The sequence below is a fragment of the Denitratisoma oestradiolicum genome (assembly GCF_902813185.1).
Taxonomy (GTDB): Bacteria; Pseudomonadota; Gammaproteobacteria; order Burkholderiales; family Rhodocyclaceae; genus Denitratisoma; species Denitratisoma oestradiolicum.
Genome location: NZ_LR778301.1, coordinates 2,945,389 through 2,961,721, shown reverse-complemented (window position 1 = coordinate 2,961,721; position 16,333 = coordinate 2,945,389). Strand labels below are relative to the sequence as shown.

15 protein-coding genes are annotated in these 16,333 nt (G+C 62.8%); 7 read left to right on the top strand and 8 right to left on the bottom strand.

Annotation, left to right across the window (positions count from 1 at the left end; genetic code table 11):
* Nucleotides 1–78 precede the first annotated feature (78 nt).
* Nucleotides 79–558, bottom strand: coding sequence for a hypothetical protein (locus DENOEST_RS13370; RefSeq protein ID WP_183148259.1), 480 nt, complete (start codon nt 556–558; stop codon nt 79–81).
* 253 nt (nt 559–811) lie between these two features.
* A complete protein-coding gene (locus DENOEST_RS13365; protein ID WP_145771052.1) occupies nt 812–2,002 on the bottom strand; it encodes a restriction endonuclease in 1,191 nt (396 codons plus the stop codon).
* A gap of 557 nt (nt 2,003–2,559) precedes the next feature.
* Here DENOEST_RS13365 and DENOEST_RS13360 point away from each other — a divergent pair.
* The 6 genes from DENOEST_RS13360 (at nt 2,560) to DENOEST_RS13335 (ending at nt 8,039) form a co-directional block, all read left to right on the top strand.
* A complete protein-coding gene (locus DENOEST_RS13360) occupies nt 2,560–2,967 on the top strand; it encodes a DUF1924 domain-containing protein (protein WP_145771053.1) in 408 nt (135 codons plus the stop codon).
* A gap of 10 nt (nt 2,968–2,977) precedes the next feature.
* Nucleotides 2,978–3,466 (top strand): cytochrome C, encoded by a 489-nt coding sequence (locus tag DENOEST_RS13355; protein ID WP_145771054.1) that lies wholly within the window; start codon nt 2,978–2,980, stop codon nt 3,464–3,466.
* Complete coding sequence (locus tag DENOEST_RS13350; protein WP_145771055.1) at nt 3,463–4,143, top strand: cytochrome b/b6 domain-containing protein; 681 nt, start codon at nt 3,463–3,465, stop codon at nt 4,141–4,143. The genes DENOEST_RS13355 and DENOEST_RS13350 overlap by 4 nt, the downstream gene beginning before the upstream one ends.
* The gene (locus DENOEST_RS13345) at nt 4,144–4,803 is read left to right on the top strand and encodes a response regulator (RefSeq protein ID WP_145771056.1); all 660 of its coding nucleotides are present in this window, start codon (nt 4,144–4,146) and stop codon (nt 4,801–4,803) included.
* Nucleotides 4,800–6,119 carry an ATP-binding protein gene (locus DENOEST_RS13340; RefSeq protein WP_145771057.1) on the top strand — a complete coding sequence of 440 codons (1,320 nt, stop codon included), beginning with the start codon at nt 4,800–4,802 and terminating at the stop codon, nt 6,117–6,119. Before DENOEST_RS13345 ends, DENOEST_RS13340 begins: the two co-directional genes overlap by 4 nt.
* Nucleotides 6,120–6,377: 258 nt before the next feature.
* Nucleotides 6,378–8,039, top strand: coding sequence for a methyl-accepting chemotaxis protein (locus DENOEST_RS13335; RefSeq protein WP_145771058.1), 1,662 nt, complete (start codon nt 6,378–6,380; stop codon nt 8,037–8,039).
* 13 nt (nt 8,040–8,052) lie between these two features.
* Here DENOEST_RS13335 and DENOEST_RS13330 read toward each other — a convergent pair whose 3' ends face one another.
* The 6 genes from DENOEST_RS13330 to DENOEST_RS13305 form a co-directional block, all read right to left on the bottom strand.
* Nucleotides 8,053–8,550 carry a cyclic nucleotide-binding domain-containing protein gene (locus tag DENOEST_RS13330; protein WP_170228223.1) on the bottom strand — a complete coding sequence of 166 codons (498 nt, stop codon included), beginning with the start codon at nt 8,548–8,550 and terminating at the stop codon, nt 8,053–8,055.
* A 59-nt stretch (nt 8,551–8,609) separates the two neighbouring features.
* Nucleotides 8,610–9,170 (bottom strand): DUF2946 family protein, encoded by a 561-nt coding sequence (locus DENOEST_RS13325; protein WP_145771060.1) that lies wholly within the window; start codon nt 9,168–9,170, stop codon nt 8,610–8,612.
* Complete coding sequence (locus DENOEST_RS13320) at nt 9,163–10,566, bottom strand: peptidase U32 family protein (protein ID WP_145771080.1); 1,404 nt, start codon at nt 10,564–10,566, stop codon at nt 9,163–9,165. Before DENOEST_RS13320 ends, DENOEST_RS13325 begins: the two co-directional genes overlap by 8 nt.
* A 71-nt stretch (nt 10,567–10,637) precedes the next feature.
* Nucleotides 10,638–12,008 (bottom strand): cytochrome P450, encoded by a 1,371-nt coding sequence (locus DENOEST_RS13315; RefSeq protein WP_170228224.1) that lies wholly within the window; start codon nt 12,006–12,008, stop codon nt 10,638–10,640.
* Between the two features lie 32 nt (nt 12,009–12,040).
* Nucleotides 12,041–12,562: a glycine cleavage system protein R gene (locus tag DENOEST_RS13310; RefSeq protein ID WP_145771062.1), complete on the bottom strand. Its 522-nt coding sequence runs from the start codon at nt 12,560–12,562 to the stop codon at nt 12,041–12,043.
* A gap of 208 nt (nt 12,563–12,770) precedes the next feature.
* The gene (locus DENOEST_RS13305) at nt 12,771–13,946 is read right to left on the bottom strand and encodes a radical SAM/SPASM domain-containing protein (protein WP_145771063.1); all 1,176 of its coding nucleotides are present in this window, start codon (nt 13,944–13,946) and stop codon (nt 12,771–12,773) included.
* A 333-nt stretch (nt 13,947–14,279) separates the two neighbouring features.
* Here DENOEST_RS13305 and fusA point away from each other — a divergent pair, with 333 nt between their 5' ends.
* The gene (gene fusA, locus DENOEST_RS13300) at nt 14,280–16,325 is read left to right on the top strand and encodes an elongation factor G (RefSeq protein ID WP_197970619.1); all 2,046 of its coding nucleotides are present in this window, start codon (nt 14,280–14,282) and stop codon (nt 16,323–16,325) included.
* The last annotated feature ends 8 nt before the right edge of the window (nt 16,326–16,333 follow it).

The window sequence follows — 16,333 nt, the reverse complement described above, 5'->3', positions numbered from 1 at the left end:
CTCGAACACGCTAACCGGCGAGGCGTGGAAGGTACTGATTCTACTGGAAAGACCGTGCCCGCACAGGAAAAGTGCGCATCAGGCCAGGGGGCGGAGGGAGAAGGTCACGGCGCTGTGCTTGGCTGTGGCCTTGCCGGAAGACTTTTCAGGCGGCTTGGGGGCCGTCTTTTCGCCAGACGCCTCAGACGGCTTCGTCCCGCCTGCGGCTTCCGCAGGCTTCGTTTCCGGGCTTTCCGCAGGGGCGGGCTCCGGTTTCTTTTCCGGGGTTGGTGCGCCTTCCTCGGTATCCCCGATGGGGGCCACCACGGAGATGCTGTTTTCCCGCATGTAGGCATCCATGTCACGCCAGCCCGCATACACCGCCGCCTTGGAAGCGCGCCGGTTCATCAGATAGCAGTCCTCCAGTGCCCGTCCGGCATGGCGGCAGGCACCGCCCACGGCTTTGCCGTCGGCCTCGATACGGGCTGCGGTCTGGGCCGGAGTGTCGATTCCCAACTGGTCGCAGGCCGTCAGGGCAAGGGCGATCAGGGGTAGCGTAAGAGTGGCGCGGATCAGCATGATCAGGATTCTACGGCAGCTTGGTCGAATTCTTTAACGCGAGAGTCGCGGAGGAATTCATGATGTTTCCCTGGACCGCTGGACTATGCCCCTTGTCTGCGGCTCGGACAACGTCGCCGGAAATCCCTCATTTCTTGGGGTGATGGGGGGGGATTACCGAGTCATCTCGTTGAACCGGCCACTGCGGACCCTCACGGTGGGTGGTGAGGGGAGGGCCGGTTAGAAGCCGGCCCTTCCCCGATTAGGTTGCACTTCATCGCAACGCAAACTCAGCGATTATTGCCGGGCGACTGGCAAGCAGCCTCTCAAGATGGCTTTCGGGCCACATCTCAATTCGAAGCGCGGTATCAGACTGGTTGTGTCTTTCGATGAGAGCTACCGCATCTGACGTGAAACGACCGCTCGTGGCGATTACATGAATATCAATTCGTGGCGGTTCCCAAAGCTTCATCTGTTCTTTTAGCGTCGCCACTTCTGCGGGACCAACACTCTTCGTTTGCCAGTGTTTGCATTGAATGATTACCCGCTGCCGGATCGTCCCGCCAAGTGCATCCGCATATACTCGATATACGGAAAGATCCCGTCCTCGGTCGGGGGCATTTGTGCGCATTAGCCATTCTGGGTTTTCGTAGCCATCCTCCGCCGAAATAAGAGCGAAGAGTAGGCGTTCAAAATAGTCGTCTGACAGGCTTTCCCATTTCAGTCGCGTTGCGACGGGGCCGCGTGGTCTGGTGCTGACAATTGCACCAATATCTTCAATCTCAATTGGCACGGGTTCCTTCTCTCCGTACATCGACTTCCGAAGTCCGACCTTCACGGCGGGCCAATCATGTTCGACGATGTCATGAAGATCGCCGAGCAACCCGAAAGATAGGTGCCTATGCAGGTCGGACCAGCGAGGAGGTTTTGCAACGCTACTGCCCAGAAGCATTCCGATCTGAGCTACATACTGCTTAAGCGTCTCGAACGACTCCGACTCGACCTTTTGGTGAGATGCAGTCTCAGACGCGATCAATTGCGAAAGCTCGCGCAGCAACCCGTCGATGGTATCTATTAGCTCGTTTAGCGAGTCTCGAATTAACTCCCGCCGCTTTCGATTGAATCGATACCGATATTCCCCCAAGTGCTTGGATGGCTCAGCTATTTGGTTTTCGACCGAGACGATGCACTCAATTTCTCCGACTTCTTGGGCATCTAGACGACACTGCGCAATTTCGTCGAGCCCCATGACGCAGACGTCTGGCTTCCAACCATCAATCCTTGGGAGTGTGTCGAAGATTGCCTGAAAATCACGGCAGTCCTGTTCATACTCAGTGCTCTCGCCAAATGCAATTCCTTGTGGGACTGCTGCATCGATAGCTTGAAGCACCTTCTCCGCCTTTACGAGGTTTGCCTCTACGGCTTCGAATTGGCGTAAGGCGGCGTTGAGGGGACTTTCGGACATGGCGTTCGCTGAGTGTGGGTTGTGCAACCTAACGTGATGTGTGCGTTTCACCCAAACATCCATATCTGGAAATCTTCTGCCAAATATGGAAAATATTTTCAGAAGTAGTCAGACCGACCCCGGTTCTCGGGTGACGGAATTTCCCGAAAGCATAACAGACCCCTGCTAGGTTCATGCACACGCGATACGCTCGGTACCCTATCCTCTTCTGACTCGCCGACGGTCGGAAGTCCCGCCGGAAGATTTCCGGCGGCGTTGTTCGAGCCGCAGGCGAGTTTAGCCGCCGGCCCGGCGGGGCTTGTGGAGGGAGGGGAGCCCGCAGGGCACGTCGGCAAGCCGCCGTGCTGGTGCGCTGATAGTGTGCCTACCCCCATCCTCGCCTCACGGGCGGAGTGACTTGGTTACCTCCCCCGCCAGGCGGGGGAGGATAGGTGGGGGTGCGCTTTATGGGCCATGGGCGAGGGCATCGCCCCTCGCCCGCCGGGGCGAGTCCCGGCATAAGAATTCCTTAATCTCCCTCCTCCACCATGGCTCCCGTCTGTTCAGTCAAGGAGCCCATGATGCGTATCCCCGTTCTTGTTCTGGTCGGCCTGGTCTGGGCCGGCAACGCCCAGGCAGTGCCGCCCCAGGTGTTGCTGGCGTCTTTCGCGGCCGAGGCCCGGGTTGCCGATCCGGCGTTCCGGGAGTTTTCTCCCCGCCGGGGCGAGGCTTTTTTCCGCGCCCGGCATGGTGGCGACTGGAGCTGCTCCACCTGCCATACCGACAATCCCGCCGCCGCGGGTCGTCACACGGTGACGGGCAAGGCGATCCGCCCACTGGCGCCGGTCGCCAACGGGGAACGCTTCAGCAATCCGGACAAGGTGGAGAAATGGTTCCGCCGCAATTGCAAGGATGTACTGAGCCGTGCCTGCACCCCTGGCGAGAAGGGCGATCTGCTGGCTTATCTGCTGTCCATCAAGTCTTGAGGATCATTCCATGAAAACCATTCCGTTCGCTGTGCTGTCCTCTTTTGTTCTGGCTGCTCTGGTGCCAGCCGCCCGGGCTGGAGATCATATCTATGGGCCCTATCCGGCCAATTACGTCCAGGAGTGCGGCGACTGTCATTTGCCCTATCCGCCCCAGTTGCTGGGGAGCGAGGGCTGGAAGCAGATGATTGGCCGGCTGGATCGGCACTTCGGTACCGATGCCAGTCTGGAGGCCAAGGCCCGGGATGAGATCGCCGCCTTTCTTTTCCGGCAGGCCAGCGGCCGCGACAAGCATCGTCCCGTCGGGGCCGAGGCCCGTATCACCACGACCGCCTGGTTCCGCCATGAGCATGGGAACTTGCCGGTCAAGAGCAGCCCGGGTCGCCCCGCCGCCGCCCGGTGCGAGACCTGCCATCAGGGAGCGGCGAAGGGGCGTTTCGCCGAGGGGGAAATCAAGCTGCCCGCCGGCTATCGCCATCGTGAAGGAGATCGATCATGAAACAGGGCATCCTGGTCTGGGATCTGCCGGTGCGGATCTTCCACTGGTCCCTGGTGGGCTGTTTTGCGTTGGCCTGGCTCACATCCGAGTCGGAGCGCTATCAGGGCATTCATCTGCTGGCCGGCTATCTGCTGCTGGCCCTGATCGGCCTGCGTCTGGTCTGGGGGCTGGTAGGCAGCCGCTATGCCCGTTTTCCCCAGTTCGTGCGGGGACCGTCGGCGGTGCTGGGCTATCTGCGCAGCCTGTTGGGAAATAAACCGGAACATCATGTGGGCCACAATCCGGCGGGTGCCCTGGCCATTGTGTTGCTGCTGCTCCTGGGCCTGGGTACAGGTATCAGCGGCTGGCTGCATTTCAATGAAATAGGGGTCGATGTCCTGGAGGAGGTTCATGAGGCACTGGCCAGCGCCATGCTGGCCCTGGTGGCGATCCATGTGCTGGGGGTAGCCCTGTCCGGCTGGCTGCACAAGGAGAATCTGGTGAAGGCAATGTTTACCGGGCGTAAATCCGGGGAGGCGGCCGCGGGAATTTCCCGTGCCCATGGCATCATTGCTCTGCTGCTGGTCCTGGTGCTCGGTGTCCTGGGCTGGAATCTGGTCCAGGGCACCTGGCCGGCCCTGATGAATCCGGGGGCGGTTGGGACCGGGCAAGATCATCACCATGGAGACGATGACTGAATGCGCATCCTGATCGTCGAGGACGACAGTCTGCTGGGGGAGGGTATCCAGGCCGGCCTGCGCCAGGCCGGCTTCCAGGCTGACTGGGTGCAGGATGGCGTGGCGGGTCTGAACGCCCTGCAAGCCGAGCCCTTCTCGGCCCTGGTGCTGGATCTGGGGCTGCCCCGGCTTACCGGCCTGGAGCTGCTGCGCCGCCTGCGGGCGGGAGGCTCGACCTTGCCGGTGCTTATCCTCACTGCTCGGGATACGCCCCAGGACGTGATCGCCGGTCTCGATGGCGGTGCTGACGACTACATGATCAAGCCCTTCGATTTGGGGGAACTGGGCGCCCGCTTGCGGGCACTGATCCGCCGCTCCGCCGGGGGCGCGGCTCCCCAACTGGTCCATGGTCCCCTGGTGCTGGACCCGGCGGCCCGTCAGGTCACCTGGGAGGGCCGGCCGGTGGAACTGTCGTTCCGGGAGTTTTCCCTGCTCCAAGAATTGCTGCTCCATGCCGGCACGGTGCTGACCCGGGCTCAACTGGAGGCCAGGCTCTATCCCTGGGGGGAGGAGCTGGAATCCAATGCCCTGGAGGTCCATGTCCATCATCTGCGTCGCAAGCTGGCGCCGGAGTTGATCCGCACCGTGCGGGGCGTGGGCTATCTGGTACCCAGGGTATGAGGCATTCCCTCCGTCTGCGCCTGCTGCTGGGCACCCTGGTGATCGTGCTGCTGATCTGGGTGGCCTTGAGTTTCCTGGCCTGGCGCGAGGCCATGCACGAGTCCGACGAACTGTTCGATGCTCATCTGGCCCAGACGGCTTCGCTCCTGGCGGCTTTCGTGGGGGACGACGCGGAGGAAATCGCCGAGCATCTGCCCAATCATCCCTATGCCCGCAAGGTGGCCTTCCAGGTCTGGCAGGACGGCAAGCTGACGGCCCATTCTGCCACGGCCCCGGATCACCCCTTGTCGGGGAAGGATGAGGGTTTTTCCGATGTGACCATTGATGGCGCCGATTGGCGCATCTACAGCCTGCGGGATCCCCATGTCCGGCAACAGGTGCAGGTGGGGGAGGCCCACGCCGCCCGGCAGGTGGTGGCCCATGAACTGGCCCTGCATCTGCTCAAGCCCCTGGCCCTGGCGCTGCCCCTGCTGGGGCTGGCTCTGATCCTGCTGATCCGGAGCAGCCTGGCACCCTTGTCCCGGCTGGCGGACTCCATCGGCCAGCGCTCTCCCGACCGGCTCGACGCCATTTCCCTGGAGGGCGCGCCCAGCGAGCTGCACCCCATCCTGGAGCGGCTCAACAGCCTGCTGGGCCGCATCGCCGGCTCCCTGGAACAGGAACGCCGCTTCACCGCCGACGCTGCCCACGAATTGCGCACTCCCCTGGCGGCGATGCGTACCCACGCCCAGGTGGCCCAGGCCAGCCAGGACGAGGCCGAGCGGCAGCGGGCTTTATCCAATGTGATTGCGGCGACGGATCGGGCCACCCATCTGGTGGAACAGTTGTTGACCCTGGCCCGCCTGGACAGCGACAGCCGAGTCACCGGCCTGGGGACCTGTGACCTGCGGGCCTGCGTTATCGACGCCCTGGCCCGCATTGCCCCCCAGGCTCTGGACAAGGGGGTGGAACTGGCACTGGAGGAAGGCGCCCCCCTGGCCGTGCGGGGGGAGCCGGTGCTGCTCTCGGTGCTGCTGCGCAATCTGCTGGATAACGCGGTGCGCTACAGCCCGGTCGGGAGCCGGGTGCGGGTCCGGATGGACGATGCGGGTGACGCCGCCTGTCTGTCGATCGAGGATCAGGGGCCCGGCATTCCGGCGGCGGAACGGGCCCATGTCCTGGACCGCTTTTATCGTATCGCAGGCAGCAGGGAGAGTGGTTCCGGCCTGGGCCTGTCCATTGTTGCCCGCATCGCCCAACTCCACAAGGCTCGCCTGGAACTGGACGACAGTTCCGTGGGCCGGGGCCTGCGGGTGTCGGTGCACTTTCCTCTATAGCCAGGTTAACGCGCATGGTCGCCAGCCCCACCCCCGAGGATGAAAATTCGCAAAGGCCAATTGAACGCCCCCCCATCCCTGCCCCGGGGCTACCCATCGGCTCGCTGCGCTCGACAGCCACGCTCGGTGCCGTTGATGATTTTCCATGTCAATAGAGTGGGATTTATCGTTAGGCCGGGATAAGCAGCCTCAATTCGGGCGTTTCCGGCCTGTAGCGGCGACTACAATCAATTCTTCCCGAATTGGCAGGAGGCTGAAATGCTGGAACACATGACCATACGTGCCCGACTGTTTCTGCTGGCGGGCGTCAGCATTGTCGGATTTATCGTCATCGGCGTTACCGGCATCGTGGAACTGGCCAAGTTCAATGTCACCGTGACCACGGTGTTCGCGGAAATCCAGAACAGCGTGGAGAGCACGGCCAATGCCAACGAGGCGCGCCAGGCCTACCTGACCCAGGGCCAGGCCTGGAAGGACATCCTGCTCAGGGGCAACAAGCAGGAGGCTTTCGACGCCAATCTCAAGCGTTTCGAGCAGCAGGGGGGCAAGGTTCAGTACAACCTCAACAAGCTGGCCACCGAACTGGGAGAATCCAGTGACGAATACGTGCGGGAGATCGGCACCCTGGCGGCGGAGACGGCGAAGAAACATGCGGCCCTGAGCACCCATTATCAGGAGGCGCTGAAGGCCTACGATCCGGCAGACCGGGATGCGCCCCGCAAGGTGGATCAGCTTGCCGGCGATGGAGGCAAGGAAGTTGCCGACAACATAGATGACATCTGCGACAAGATCGAGAGTTACATTGTTGCCAACAACGACCGCACCGGCGAGGCCGAGAAACGCTACAAGACCGTGCGCAACCTGCTGATGATCGTGATGGCCGTGTCCCTGGCGGTAGTGGTGCTGCTGGCCCTGATGATCGTGAATCGCATTACCAGCTCCCTCTTGACTCTGACGCGGGGTGTCGAGGGCATCAGTCGGGACTGGGATCTTTCCCGCCGGATCAACATTTCCGGTTCCGACGAGATTGGTCGTTCGGCCTCGGCGGTGAACCGGATGCTGGCGAATTTCCACGAGATCGTGGCCAAGATTGTCAGCAATGCCCGTCAGACGGCGGCCTCCAGTGCCGCCATGTCGGCCTCCATGGCCCATGTGGGAGAGGTGGCCATCAGTCAGAGCGCCGCTACCTCGGATGTGGCAGCAGCGGTGGAACAGTTGAGCGTCAGCGTCACCAATGTCCGCGACAGCGCCACCGAGTCCCTCAATATCGCCCACGAATCATCCTCGTTGGCGGAGCAGGGGGGGCGGGTGATTCGGCGGGCCTCGGACGAGATGGTGCGCATCGCCGACAGCGTGCAGACGGCCTCCCAGGTGGTGGAACAGGTGGGCACCCAGTCCAATGAAATTTCCACCATTGTCCAGGTGATTCGGGACGTGGCCGATCAGACCAACCTGCTGGCCCTGAATGCCGCCATCGAGGCGGCCCGGGCCGGTGAGCAGGGCCGGGGTTTCGCCGTGGTGGCCGACGAGGTGCGCAAACTGGCCGAGAAAACCACCAGTTCGGCCCAGGAGATTTCCCGCATGATCGATGGCATCCAGAGCAGCTCGGGCCGGGCCGTGGCAGACATCCGCCAGGTGGTGGATCAGGTGGCCAGCATTTCCGCCCATGCACGGGAGGCCCTGGCGGCTATCGAGCAGATTCGCGACAGCGCCCGGCGCAGCGAGGAATTTTCCGGGAACATTCAGTCGGCCCTGCTTGACCAGTCCCAGACCAGCGAACTCATCGCCCAGAAGGTCGAAGGCATCGCCCGGGCCAGCGAGGAGAACGCGGAGGCCGCCGCCAAGGCCGGCCAGTCCATGAGCATCCTGGAGGATGAATCGAAAAAACTCCAGGAGGCGGTATCGCGCTTCGTGATGTGAGGTTCCGATCCGGTCAGAGGTGATCCACCAACTGACCGGTGGTCAGGCGCAGGCGCTGGCTGAGCATCTTGCCCAGCCGGGCCATGATCTTGAAGCCCAGCATCGGGGTCTTTTGCACCAGGCCCTGGAAGCTGGCGGCGGTGAGCAGGGCCAGTTGGCTGTCGTTGATACAGCGACAGGTGGCGGAGCGGTGCTCTCCATCGATCAGTGCCATCTCGCCCACGGTCTTGCCGGGCGTGGCCAGGCCCAATTGACGGCTGTTCCGGTGGTCGGTTTCCTTGCTGATCTCCACCTTGCCGTCGAGCACCAGGGCCAGGAAGTGGCCCGGGTCCCCTTCCTGGAACACGATGCTCCCCCTGGCAGCGGAGGCGGTCAGCATGCTGGCGGCCAGGGTTTCCAGTTCACGGGCCTCCAGGCCGGCAAAGAGGGGAAAGTCTTCCAGGCGGCTGGCCAGATCGGCCTGTTCCCGTGGGTCGAAAGGATTCAGTTTCAGGTCGTCGCGGAATTCCATGATCGATATAGCGTGAAAAAGTTGTGCCGGAGCCGAGTGTGACCGATCTTCCATGAGCTTCACGGACTGGGGTGGGTGACATGGCCGCCGATGCGGGCGACATCGGCGCGGAGAATTGGGGAAACCGGCAGGAACGGGCCGAAGCCATGCAGGTGGAGCAGGGGGATGCGGCCCAGCAACAATTCCTCCAGGGCATCGATTTCCACCCCTGAACCATCTGGTCGCCGCAGGTACTCGATCAGTTCGGCCAGGTCCCGGTCGCAGATCAGGCCCAGGCCCCTGCCGGTGTCGAGCAGCAGGTTGCCTTCGTTGTCCAGATAGACCGATCCTGGCGCCTCCACCGGCAGGCCGGTGTGGGTCTCCAGCCTTCCCGGCGCGGTCAGGTAGAGAACCCAGGGGGTGTATTCCAGGGTCACAAAAACCCGCTGGGGGCCATTCTGGAAATACCAGCAGCCCCGCGCATCGACTTCATAGTTGCGGCCGATGAATTGGGCCAGGGCCTGGTTGCCCACCACTTCGCCCTTGATGCGCCAGCGGCCACGCTGGTCCAGGGACAACCAGTCATAGACATTGGGCACATTGGGCCAGCGGGCCATGGCTGCCAGAACCGCGTCATCCATGGCTTGGCTCTATGAAGCGGGCCACGAAGGCGCCGGCGAGATCGGGGGGCAGGGCCAGGTGTACCCGATGACCACTGCCGGGGGCCACGTTCATGGGCTGGCCGTCCCGGTTTTGCAGGGTGGTGATGACCATTTCCCGGTTGCCGGAGGGGTGTACGAGTTCGATGCGGTCGCCGACGGCAAAGCGGTTCTTCACCTCCACCTCAGCCAGACCGTCGCTGCCGTAAGCCACCACGTCGCCGACGTAGAGGCTACGACCGGATTCGGAGTGGCCTTTGAGATAGTTCTGGTGTTCCCGATCCGGGTGCCGTTCGTAGAAGCCGCCGGTATAACCCCGGTTGGCCAGGCCTTCCAGTTCTCCCACCAGGCGCGGGTCGAGAGGTCTGCCGGCGACCGCATCGTCGATGGCGCGGCGATAGGCCTGGCAGGTGCGCGCCACGTAATAGGGGGACTTGGTGCGGCCCTCGATCTTCAGGGAATCCACGCCGATCTCCACCAGTCGTTGCACATGCTCGATGGCTCGTAGGTCCTTGGAGTTGAGAATGTAGGTGCCATGCTCGTCCTCTTCGATGGGCATCAATTGGCCGGGGCGAGTCTCCTCTTCGATCAGGAATTCGTCATCGTAGGGGTCCCCGCCGCCAGGCTGCAGGCTTTGCCTGCAGCCTGCTTGGGCAGGAGAATGCACCCCCTCCCGGCCTCCCCCGCCAAGCGGGGGAGGTGACCAGTTGCCCCCTTCCCCGGGAAGGGGGTTAGGGGGATGGTCCAACAATTTCCCCAGGGGGAGCGCTTGCGCTCCTCCTTCCTCGGGAAGGGGGCCGGGGGGATGGACCTTATATTTCCAGCGGCAGGAGTTGGTGCAGGTGCCCTGGTTCGGGTCGCGATGGTTGAAATAGCCCGAAAGCAGGCAGCGTCCCGAATAGGCCACGCAGAGGGCGCCGTGGACGAAGACCTCCAGTTCCGTGTCCGGGCACTCCTGACGGATTTCGGCGATGTCCTCCAGGGATATCTCCCGGGACAGGATCACACGGGAGACGCCGGCCTGGCGCCAGAAGCGCACGGCTGCGTGATTGACGGTGTTGGCCTGGACCGAAAGGTGAATCGGCATCTCCGGCCAGGTCTCACGGATCATCAGCATCAGGCCTGGGTCGGCCATGATCAGGGCGTCGGGCTTCAGCGCCATCACCGGCGCCATGTCGGCCAGGTAGGTCTTGAGCTTGGCGTTGTGGGGATAGATGTTGCTGACCAGGTAGAACTTGTGGCCCAGGGCATGGGTCCGGTCGATGCCCCGGGCCAGGGCATCGAGCTTGCCGAAGTCGTTGTTGCGGGTGCGCAGGCTGTAGCGGGGCTGGCCCGCATAGATGGCGCTGGCGCCGAAAGCCAGGGCGGTCTCCAGCATGGCCAGGGAGCCGGCCGGGGCCAGTAGTTCGGGGCCGGCATGAGGGACGGGGGAGCGTGGTGCGATATCGGTCAATGCAGAGGTTCCAGGCGCAGGGGCAGGTTGTCCTTCAGTTTGGAGAAGGGGAAATGCATGATCGCCGGATTGGTCGGGTAGCCATCGGGCAGGGTCCAGCGGTAACGGCGCAGCATGTCGTGCATCACGCACTTGAACAGGATGTCGGCGAAGTGCATGCCTATGCATTTGTGGGCGCCGCCGCCAAAGGGCACCCAGAGATAGGGGTGGGCCTTGTGCTCCAGGCGTTCCGGGCCGAATCGGTCCGGGTCGAAGTTGTCCGGTTCGCGCCAGTACTCCTTCATGCGGTGGGTGAAGGAGGGAGAGATGGCCACCAGGGTGTCGGCCGGGATTTCATAACCGCCCAGTTCCGTGTCCTGTACGGTGCGCCGCATCAGTTGGGGCACCGGGGGGTGCAGGCGCAGAATTTCATGGAAGGTCTGCTCGATCAGGGGCAGGCCGCCCTTGATGGTGTTGTACTCCGGTGCTTCCCCGCCCGTACCGACAGCCTCCTGTCTTAGCCGTTCCTGCCATTCCGGATTCCGGGCCAGGTAATAAGCCGCCATGGTCAGGGCGCTGGTGGTGGTGTCGTGGGCCGCCAGCAGCAGGAACAGGATGTGATCCCTCACTACGGTGTCCGGATAAGGCTGGCCGTCTTCGTCCCGCTCCCGGGCAAAGTGGCTCATCATGTCGTTGGCGGTGGATGTTCGCTTCTGGGGCGTCAATTCGAGGAAGTAGCGTTCCAGGCTGCGGCGGCCATTCATGGCGCGGCGGTAGAGCAGGCCAGGCCAGTCGCGACGGATGATGGACAGCACGCCCTCCATCATGTCCAGGAAGGCCTGGTTGAGGCGGTGGGCCTCGTTGCCCATCTCCAGACCGATGAAAACCTTGGCTCCGATGTCCAGCAGCAGGGTCTTGATGGTGGGGTAGAAATGAAAGTCCGGTCGGCTGCTCCAGGTCGGCAGGTCGCGACTCACACGTTCATTGATCTGCACCAGATGCTGTTTCAGGGATTCGGTCTTGAAGGCGGTCTGCATGATGCGACGGTGGAAGTGGTGCTCACCGAAATCCTTCATCAGCAGGCCGCCGGCAAAGAAGTCCCGCAACATGCCGTCGTAGCCCATGTGCGCGGAGAACAGTTGCTGGCTATCCACGGTGATGTCCCGGTTGTAATCCGGCCCCAGAGCCCAGACCATTTTCTGGCCGGTGGTCTGGGTGCGGCAGACCGGGCCATAGCGTTCGTAGTAACTTCCGATCAGGGCCGAAGGGTTGTTGACCAGAGGGATCATGCAACCCAGGAAGGGCAGGCCATAGTCCCCGGGAAGATGGCTCAGCCGGGTGTTGTCGGGGCGATCGAGGTAATCGGTGTTCTGGGGAGCGTCCTTCATTGTCGTCTCCTGGGTGTGCATGGGGGCGTTTGTCAGCTGATCTTTTCGTCCAGGGAAATATCCACCATCAGGTCGTTGGATATGTTCTCCAGTTCCAGCGTCAGGGTGCGGGTGTCGAGACTGGCATCGGCCAACAGTTCGGCCTCGGCGTGGAACAGGGTTTCCGCCGACATGGGGGCGCTGGAGGTATGGGTTTCCAGTGCTTCGACGTTGATTGCGTGGCGAGCCAGCACCTGGGAGACCTCCCGCACGATACCGATGCGGTCATGGCCCACCAGGCTCAGGTGCAGTCGCCGTCCTCCACGGGATTCGCTGCCTATGGCTGAGGACTCCAGGGTGACCTTAAGATCACTCAGGTCTTCCAGGGCCTGCTGCAGGGGGCGGGCATGGGCCTCGGGCACAGAGACCTTGACGATGCCGGCGAACTTGCCCGCCAAACGCGACATGGAGGACTCGAGCCAGTTGCCCTGATGCTGGCTGATCACGGCGGAGAGCTCGCCGACCAGGCCGGGGCGGTCGTTGCCGATGACGGTGAGGACGAGATAGACGGACATGCACACTCCTTGGGCTGTATGTCTGGCCTATTTTAGGGTGAAACAACGTATTGGAACGGCAGTTCCAATGGACGAGCGTAGCGAGCCAAATTAGTCGCCTCCCCCGTGAGGGGGAGGCTGGGAGGGGGCGGGCCTTCCTGCTGCTTTTCCGGACAACCGGCACCGTCCCTTATCGAAGCCTTCCAAGTTTGGTTCAGGCTTGGCCGGCTTAAGGCATGATCTCGCAGTACTCGTAGACCTCGGCGCCGATGACCTGATTGCGCACCGGCAGGCTGGCCTGGGCAAACCATTCCGCAGGGTTATGGCGGTCGATCTCCTGGCCCATGAACTTGATCAATTCGCAGATGGGTTCCACCACGTTGGTCCGGTAGCGCAGATCGTTTTTCACATAGCCCAGATAGAGGTTCTTCATGCAGTTGCGGCGGCACCAGGAAAAGGCCTCGCAGCCCTCGCAGGGCATGTCCGGGTGGGGCTGGAGGGGGCTGCGCCGGAGCCAGTTGCCCATGATGTCGCCTTGCTGCATTTCCGGCACGTACATCATGTCCGGGCAGGGGAATATCTTGCCATCGGGCATCACGTTGATGATGTGGGTGGAGACCCGGCACTGGGTCTGGCCGGCATAGAGCTCGGTGGCGCGGGAGGGGAAGAGCTTGTTGCGCACCATGCCCATCAGGGGAATTAGCGGGTAGAGCTTGTCGGTACGGCGGAAGAACTTGTCGATCAACTGCACCAGCACCGCCTGGCGCTTCGCCACCGAATCGTCGAAGTAGTGTTCGTCGGCGACGAACTGCCAGTACAGGTAGTCAAAGGATTCCGCCAGGTCGTCCAGTTCCTCGAAGCAGGTGTCCGGTCGACCCCAGGTGACCCGGGCGGTGACGGTGCCGCCGACCCGGTCGCGCACGTGACCGACGTTCTTGATCACCTGGCGCCAGATGCCCCGGCCCCGGTAGCCGTCGGTGGTCTCCTCGCCACCGTCGATGGACACCAGGATGTTGGAGAGTTTGTGCAACACCCAGTCCGGCAGGTTGTCCAGCAGGGTGCCGTTGGTCTGGAGCTGGTAGCGGAACAGGGGAAAGCGCTGCATGACCTCCTGGATCATCTTGCCGTTGAGCAGGGGTTCGCCGCCGTAGAAGGTGACGTAGACCTCCTTTTCCTTGAGGTGCTTGTCCACGAAGGCGGCCAGGTGGTCGATGGTATAGCCCACCTGGGTCTGGGAACCCAGCACTTCGCCCACGCCCAGGGAGCAGTAGGTGCATTTGAGATTGCACTTGAGGGTGGTCAGTAGTTGCAGTTCCACCCGACCACCGACGATGGCTGCGGGATCGGATTTGGGACAGGGGCGGGGTGCCCCGGGTTTCAGGACATCAATGGTGTGTTGATTCATCAGACTTCTCCGCGGACGAGCAGGAATAGAACCGGGCCGGAGCAGGCCGGGCGGGGATCAGCGGCAGAGCGTCGTTGGAGGGGCGTGCTTGGAAATGGCGTTGTCGCCGAAGCGCAGGGCGCCACAGGCCGACTCGGGCAGCTGGGGGCGTGTCGTGAACGGAAGGCTGCGCTGGGACATGGTGCGAAGGGATGGGGACTTGCTGGCCCGGATCACCGGGGCGGATTAAACGGCAAAATTATAGGCTTGGTCGCGGCCTGCCGCCAGGCGTTGTGGCGCCTGGGGGCTGACGTAGAATGGCCCGAAGCGAAAAACAAGGGGAGCGTGATGACCATGTATTCCACCGAATCGATTCGCACCGTCGCCCTGGTGGGCCATGGTGGAGCGGGCAAGACCAGCCTGGCGGAAATGCTGCTCTTCAGCGCCGGGGCCATCAACAGTTGCGGCGCCGTGACCAAGGGCAGCACCACCTGCGACTTCGACCCCCAGGAAAAGGAGGCTGGGCATTCCCTCCACTCGGCAGTTGTCGGTTTTGATTGGGACGGGTGCCGGGTGCATCTGCTCGATACGCCCGGTTACCCCGACTTCGCCGGCCAGGCCGTGCCGGCCCTGGCGGCGGCGGATACCGCTCTGGTGGTGATCAATGCCCAGACCGGTGTCGAGCTGATGACCGAGCGCATGATGCGATGGGCTGGCGAGCGGGGCCTGTGCCGGATGATCGTGATCAACAAGATCGACGCCGACAATATCGATCTGCCGGGCCTGGTGGAGGATATCCGGTGCCGTTTCGGTCGCCAGTGCCTGTTGCTGGATCTGCCCACCGGCCATGCCAGCGACGTGGTCGGCGTGCTGGAGCACGAGTCCGGCGAGGTGGACTTCGAGTCCGTGGCCGACGCCCATCGCGCGCTGATCGATCAACTGGTGGAAGAGGACGAGGACTTGTTGGCGCGTTACCTGGAAGAGGGCGCCGATCCTTCCCCGCAGTCGCTTCATGGGCCTTTCGAGAAGGCACTGCGGGAAGGGCATCTGATTCCCATCCTGTTCGTCTCGGCCAAGACCGGCGCGGGCATCCGGGAACTGCTGCATGTGTTGGCCAGCCTCGCCCCCAATCCGGCGGAGGGCAATCCGCCGCCTTTTTACAAGGGCGAACCGGGTCAGGACAGGCAGGGTTTCGCGGCCCAAGCCGATGCCACGAAGCATGTGCTGGCCCATGTGTTCAAGGTGGTAGCCGATCCTTACATGGGCAAGGTGGGGATCTTCCGCGTCCATCAGGGCACCCTGAAAAAGGACATGCAGCTCTTCGCCGGCTCCGGCCGGCGCGCCTTCAAGGTGGCTCACCTCTATCAGGTGCAGGGCAAGGCCTACAACGAGGTGGAGGCCCTGGTGCCGGGCGACATCGGCGCCATTGCCAAGGTGGATGAACTGGAGTTCGACGGTGTGCTGCATGACTCCCATGACGAGGACCATATCCACCTGACACCTCTGGAATTTCCCCGACCCATGGCGGGTTTGGCGGTGGAGACCCGACGCAAGGGCGACGAGCAGCGTCTGTTCGATGTGCTGGGCAAGCTGGCCCTGGAGGATCCCACTTTTATTGTGGAGCGCCATCCTGGCAGCAACGAAACCGTGGTGCGAGGCCTGGGGGAGATTCATCTCAAATCCAAGCTGGAACGGATGGCGGGCCAGTACAAGATGGAAGTGGATACCGCGCCGCCCCGCATTCCCTACCGGGAGACCATCACCGGCCGTGCCGAAGGCCATTACCGGCACAAGAAGCAGTCCGGCGGCGCCGGTCAGTTCGGGGAGGTGCATCTGCGCATCGAGCCCCGGGATCGGGGAGAGGGCTTCGAGTTCGTGGATGCGGTCAAGGGCGGCGCCATTCCGGGCGTGTTCATGCCGGCGGTGGAAAAGGGCGTGCGCCAGGCTCTGGCCGACGGCGTGGTGGCTGGCTATCCAGTGGAGGACGTGCGGGTCACGGTGTTTGACGGCAAGACCCATCCGGTGGATGGCAAGGAGGTGGCCTTCGTCAGCGCAGGCCGCAAGGCCACAGTGGCTGCGATTCGCGGTGCCAATCCCATCGTGCTGGAGCCCATTGTCAGTGTGGAGGTGATCGCCCCCGAATCCGCCATCGGTGATCTGACCGGCGACCTGTCGTCAAAGCGTGGCCATATCACCGGCACCGACCGGCGCGGTATCGACATGGCGGCCATTACCGGAGAGGTCCCCCTGGCCGAACTCAACGACTACCAGTCCCAACTCAAGTCCAAGACCGGCGGGCGCGGCAGCTATACCCTGGAATTCGCCCGCTACGCTGCCGTGCCGCCCCAGACTCAGGCCCAGATGGCGGCACGTTTCCGCCTGAAGGAAGACGAGGAGTGAGGGAAAAC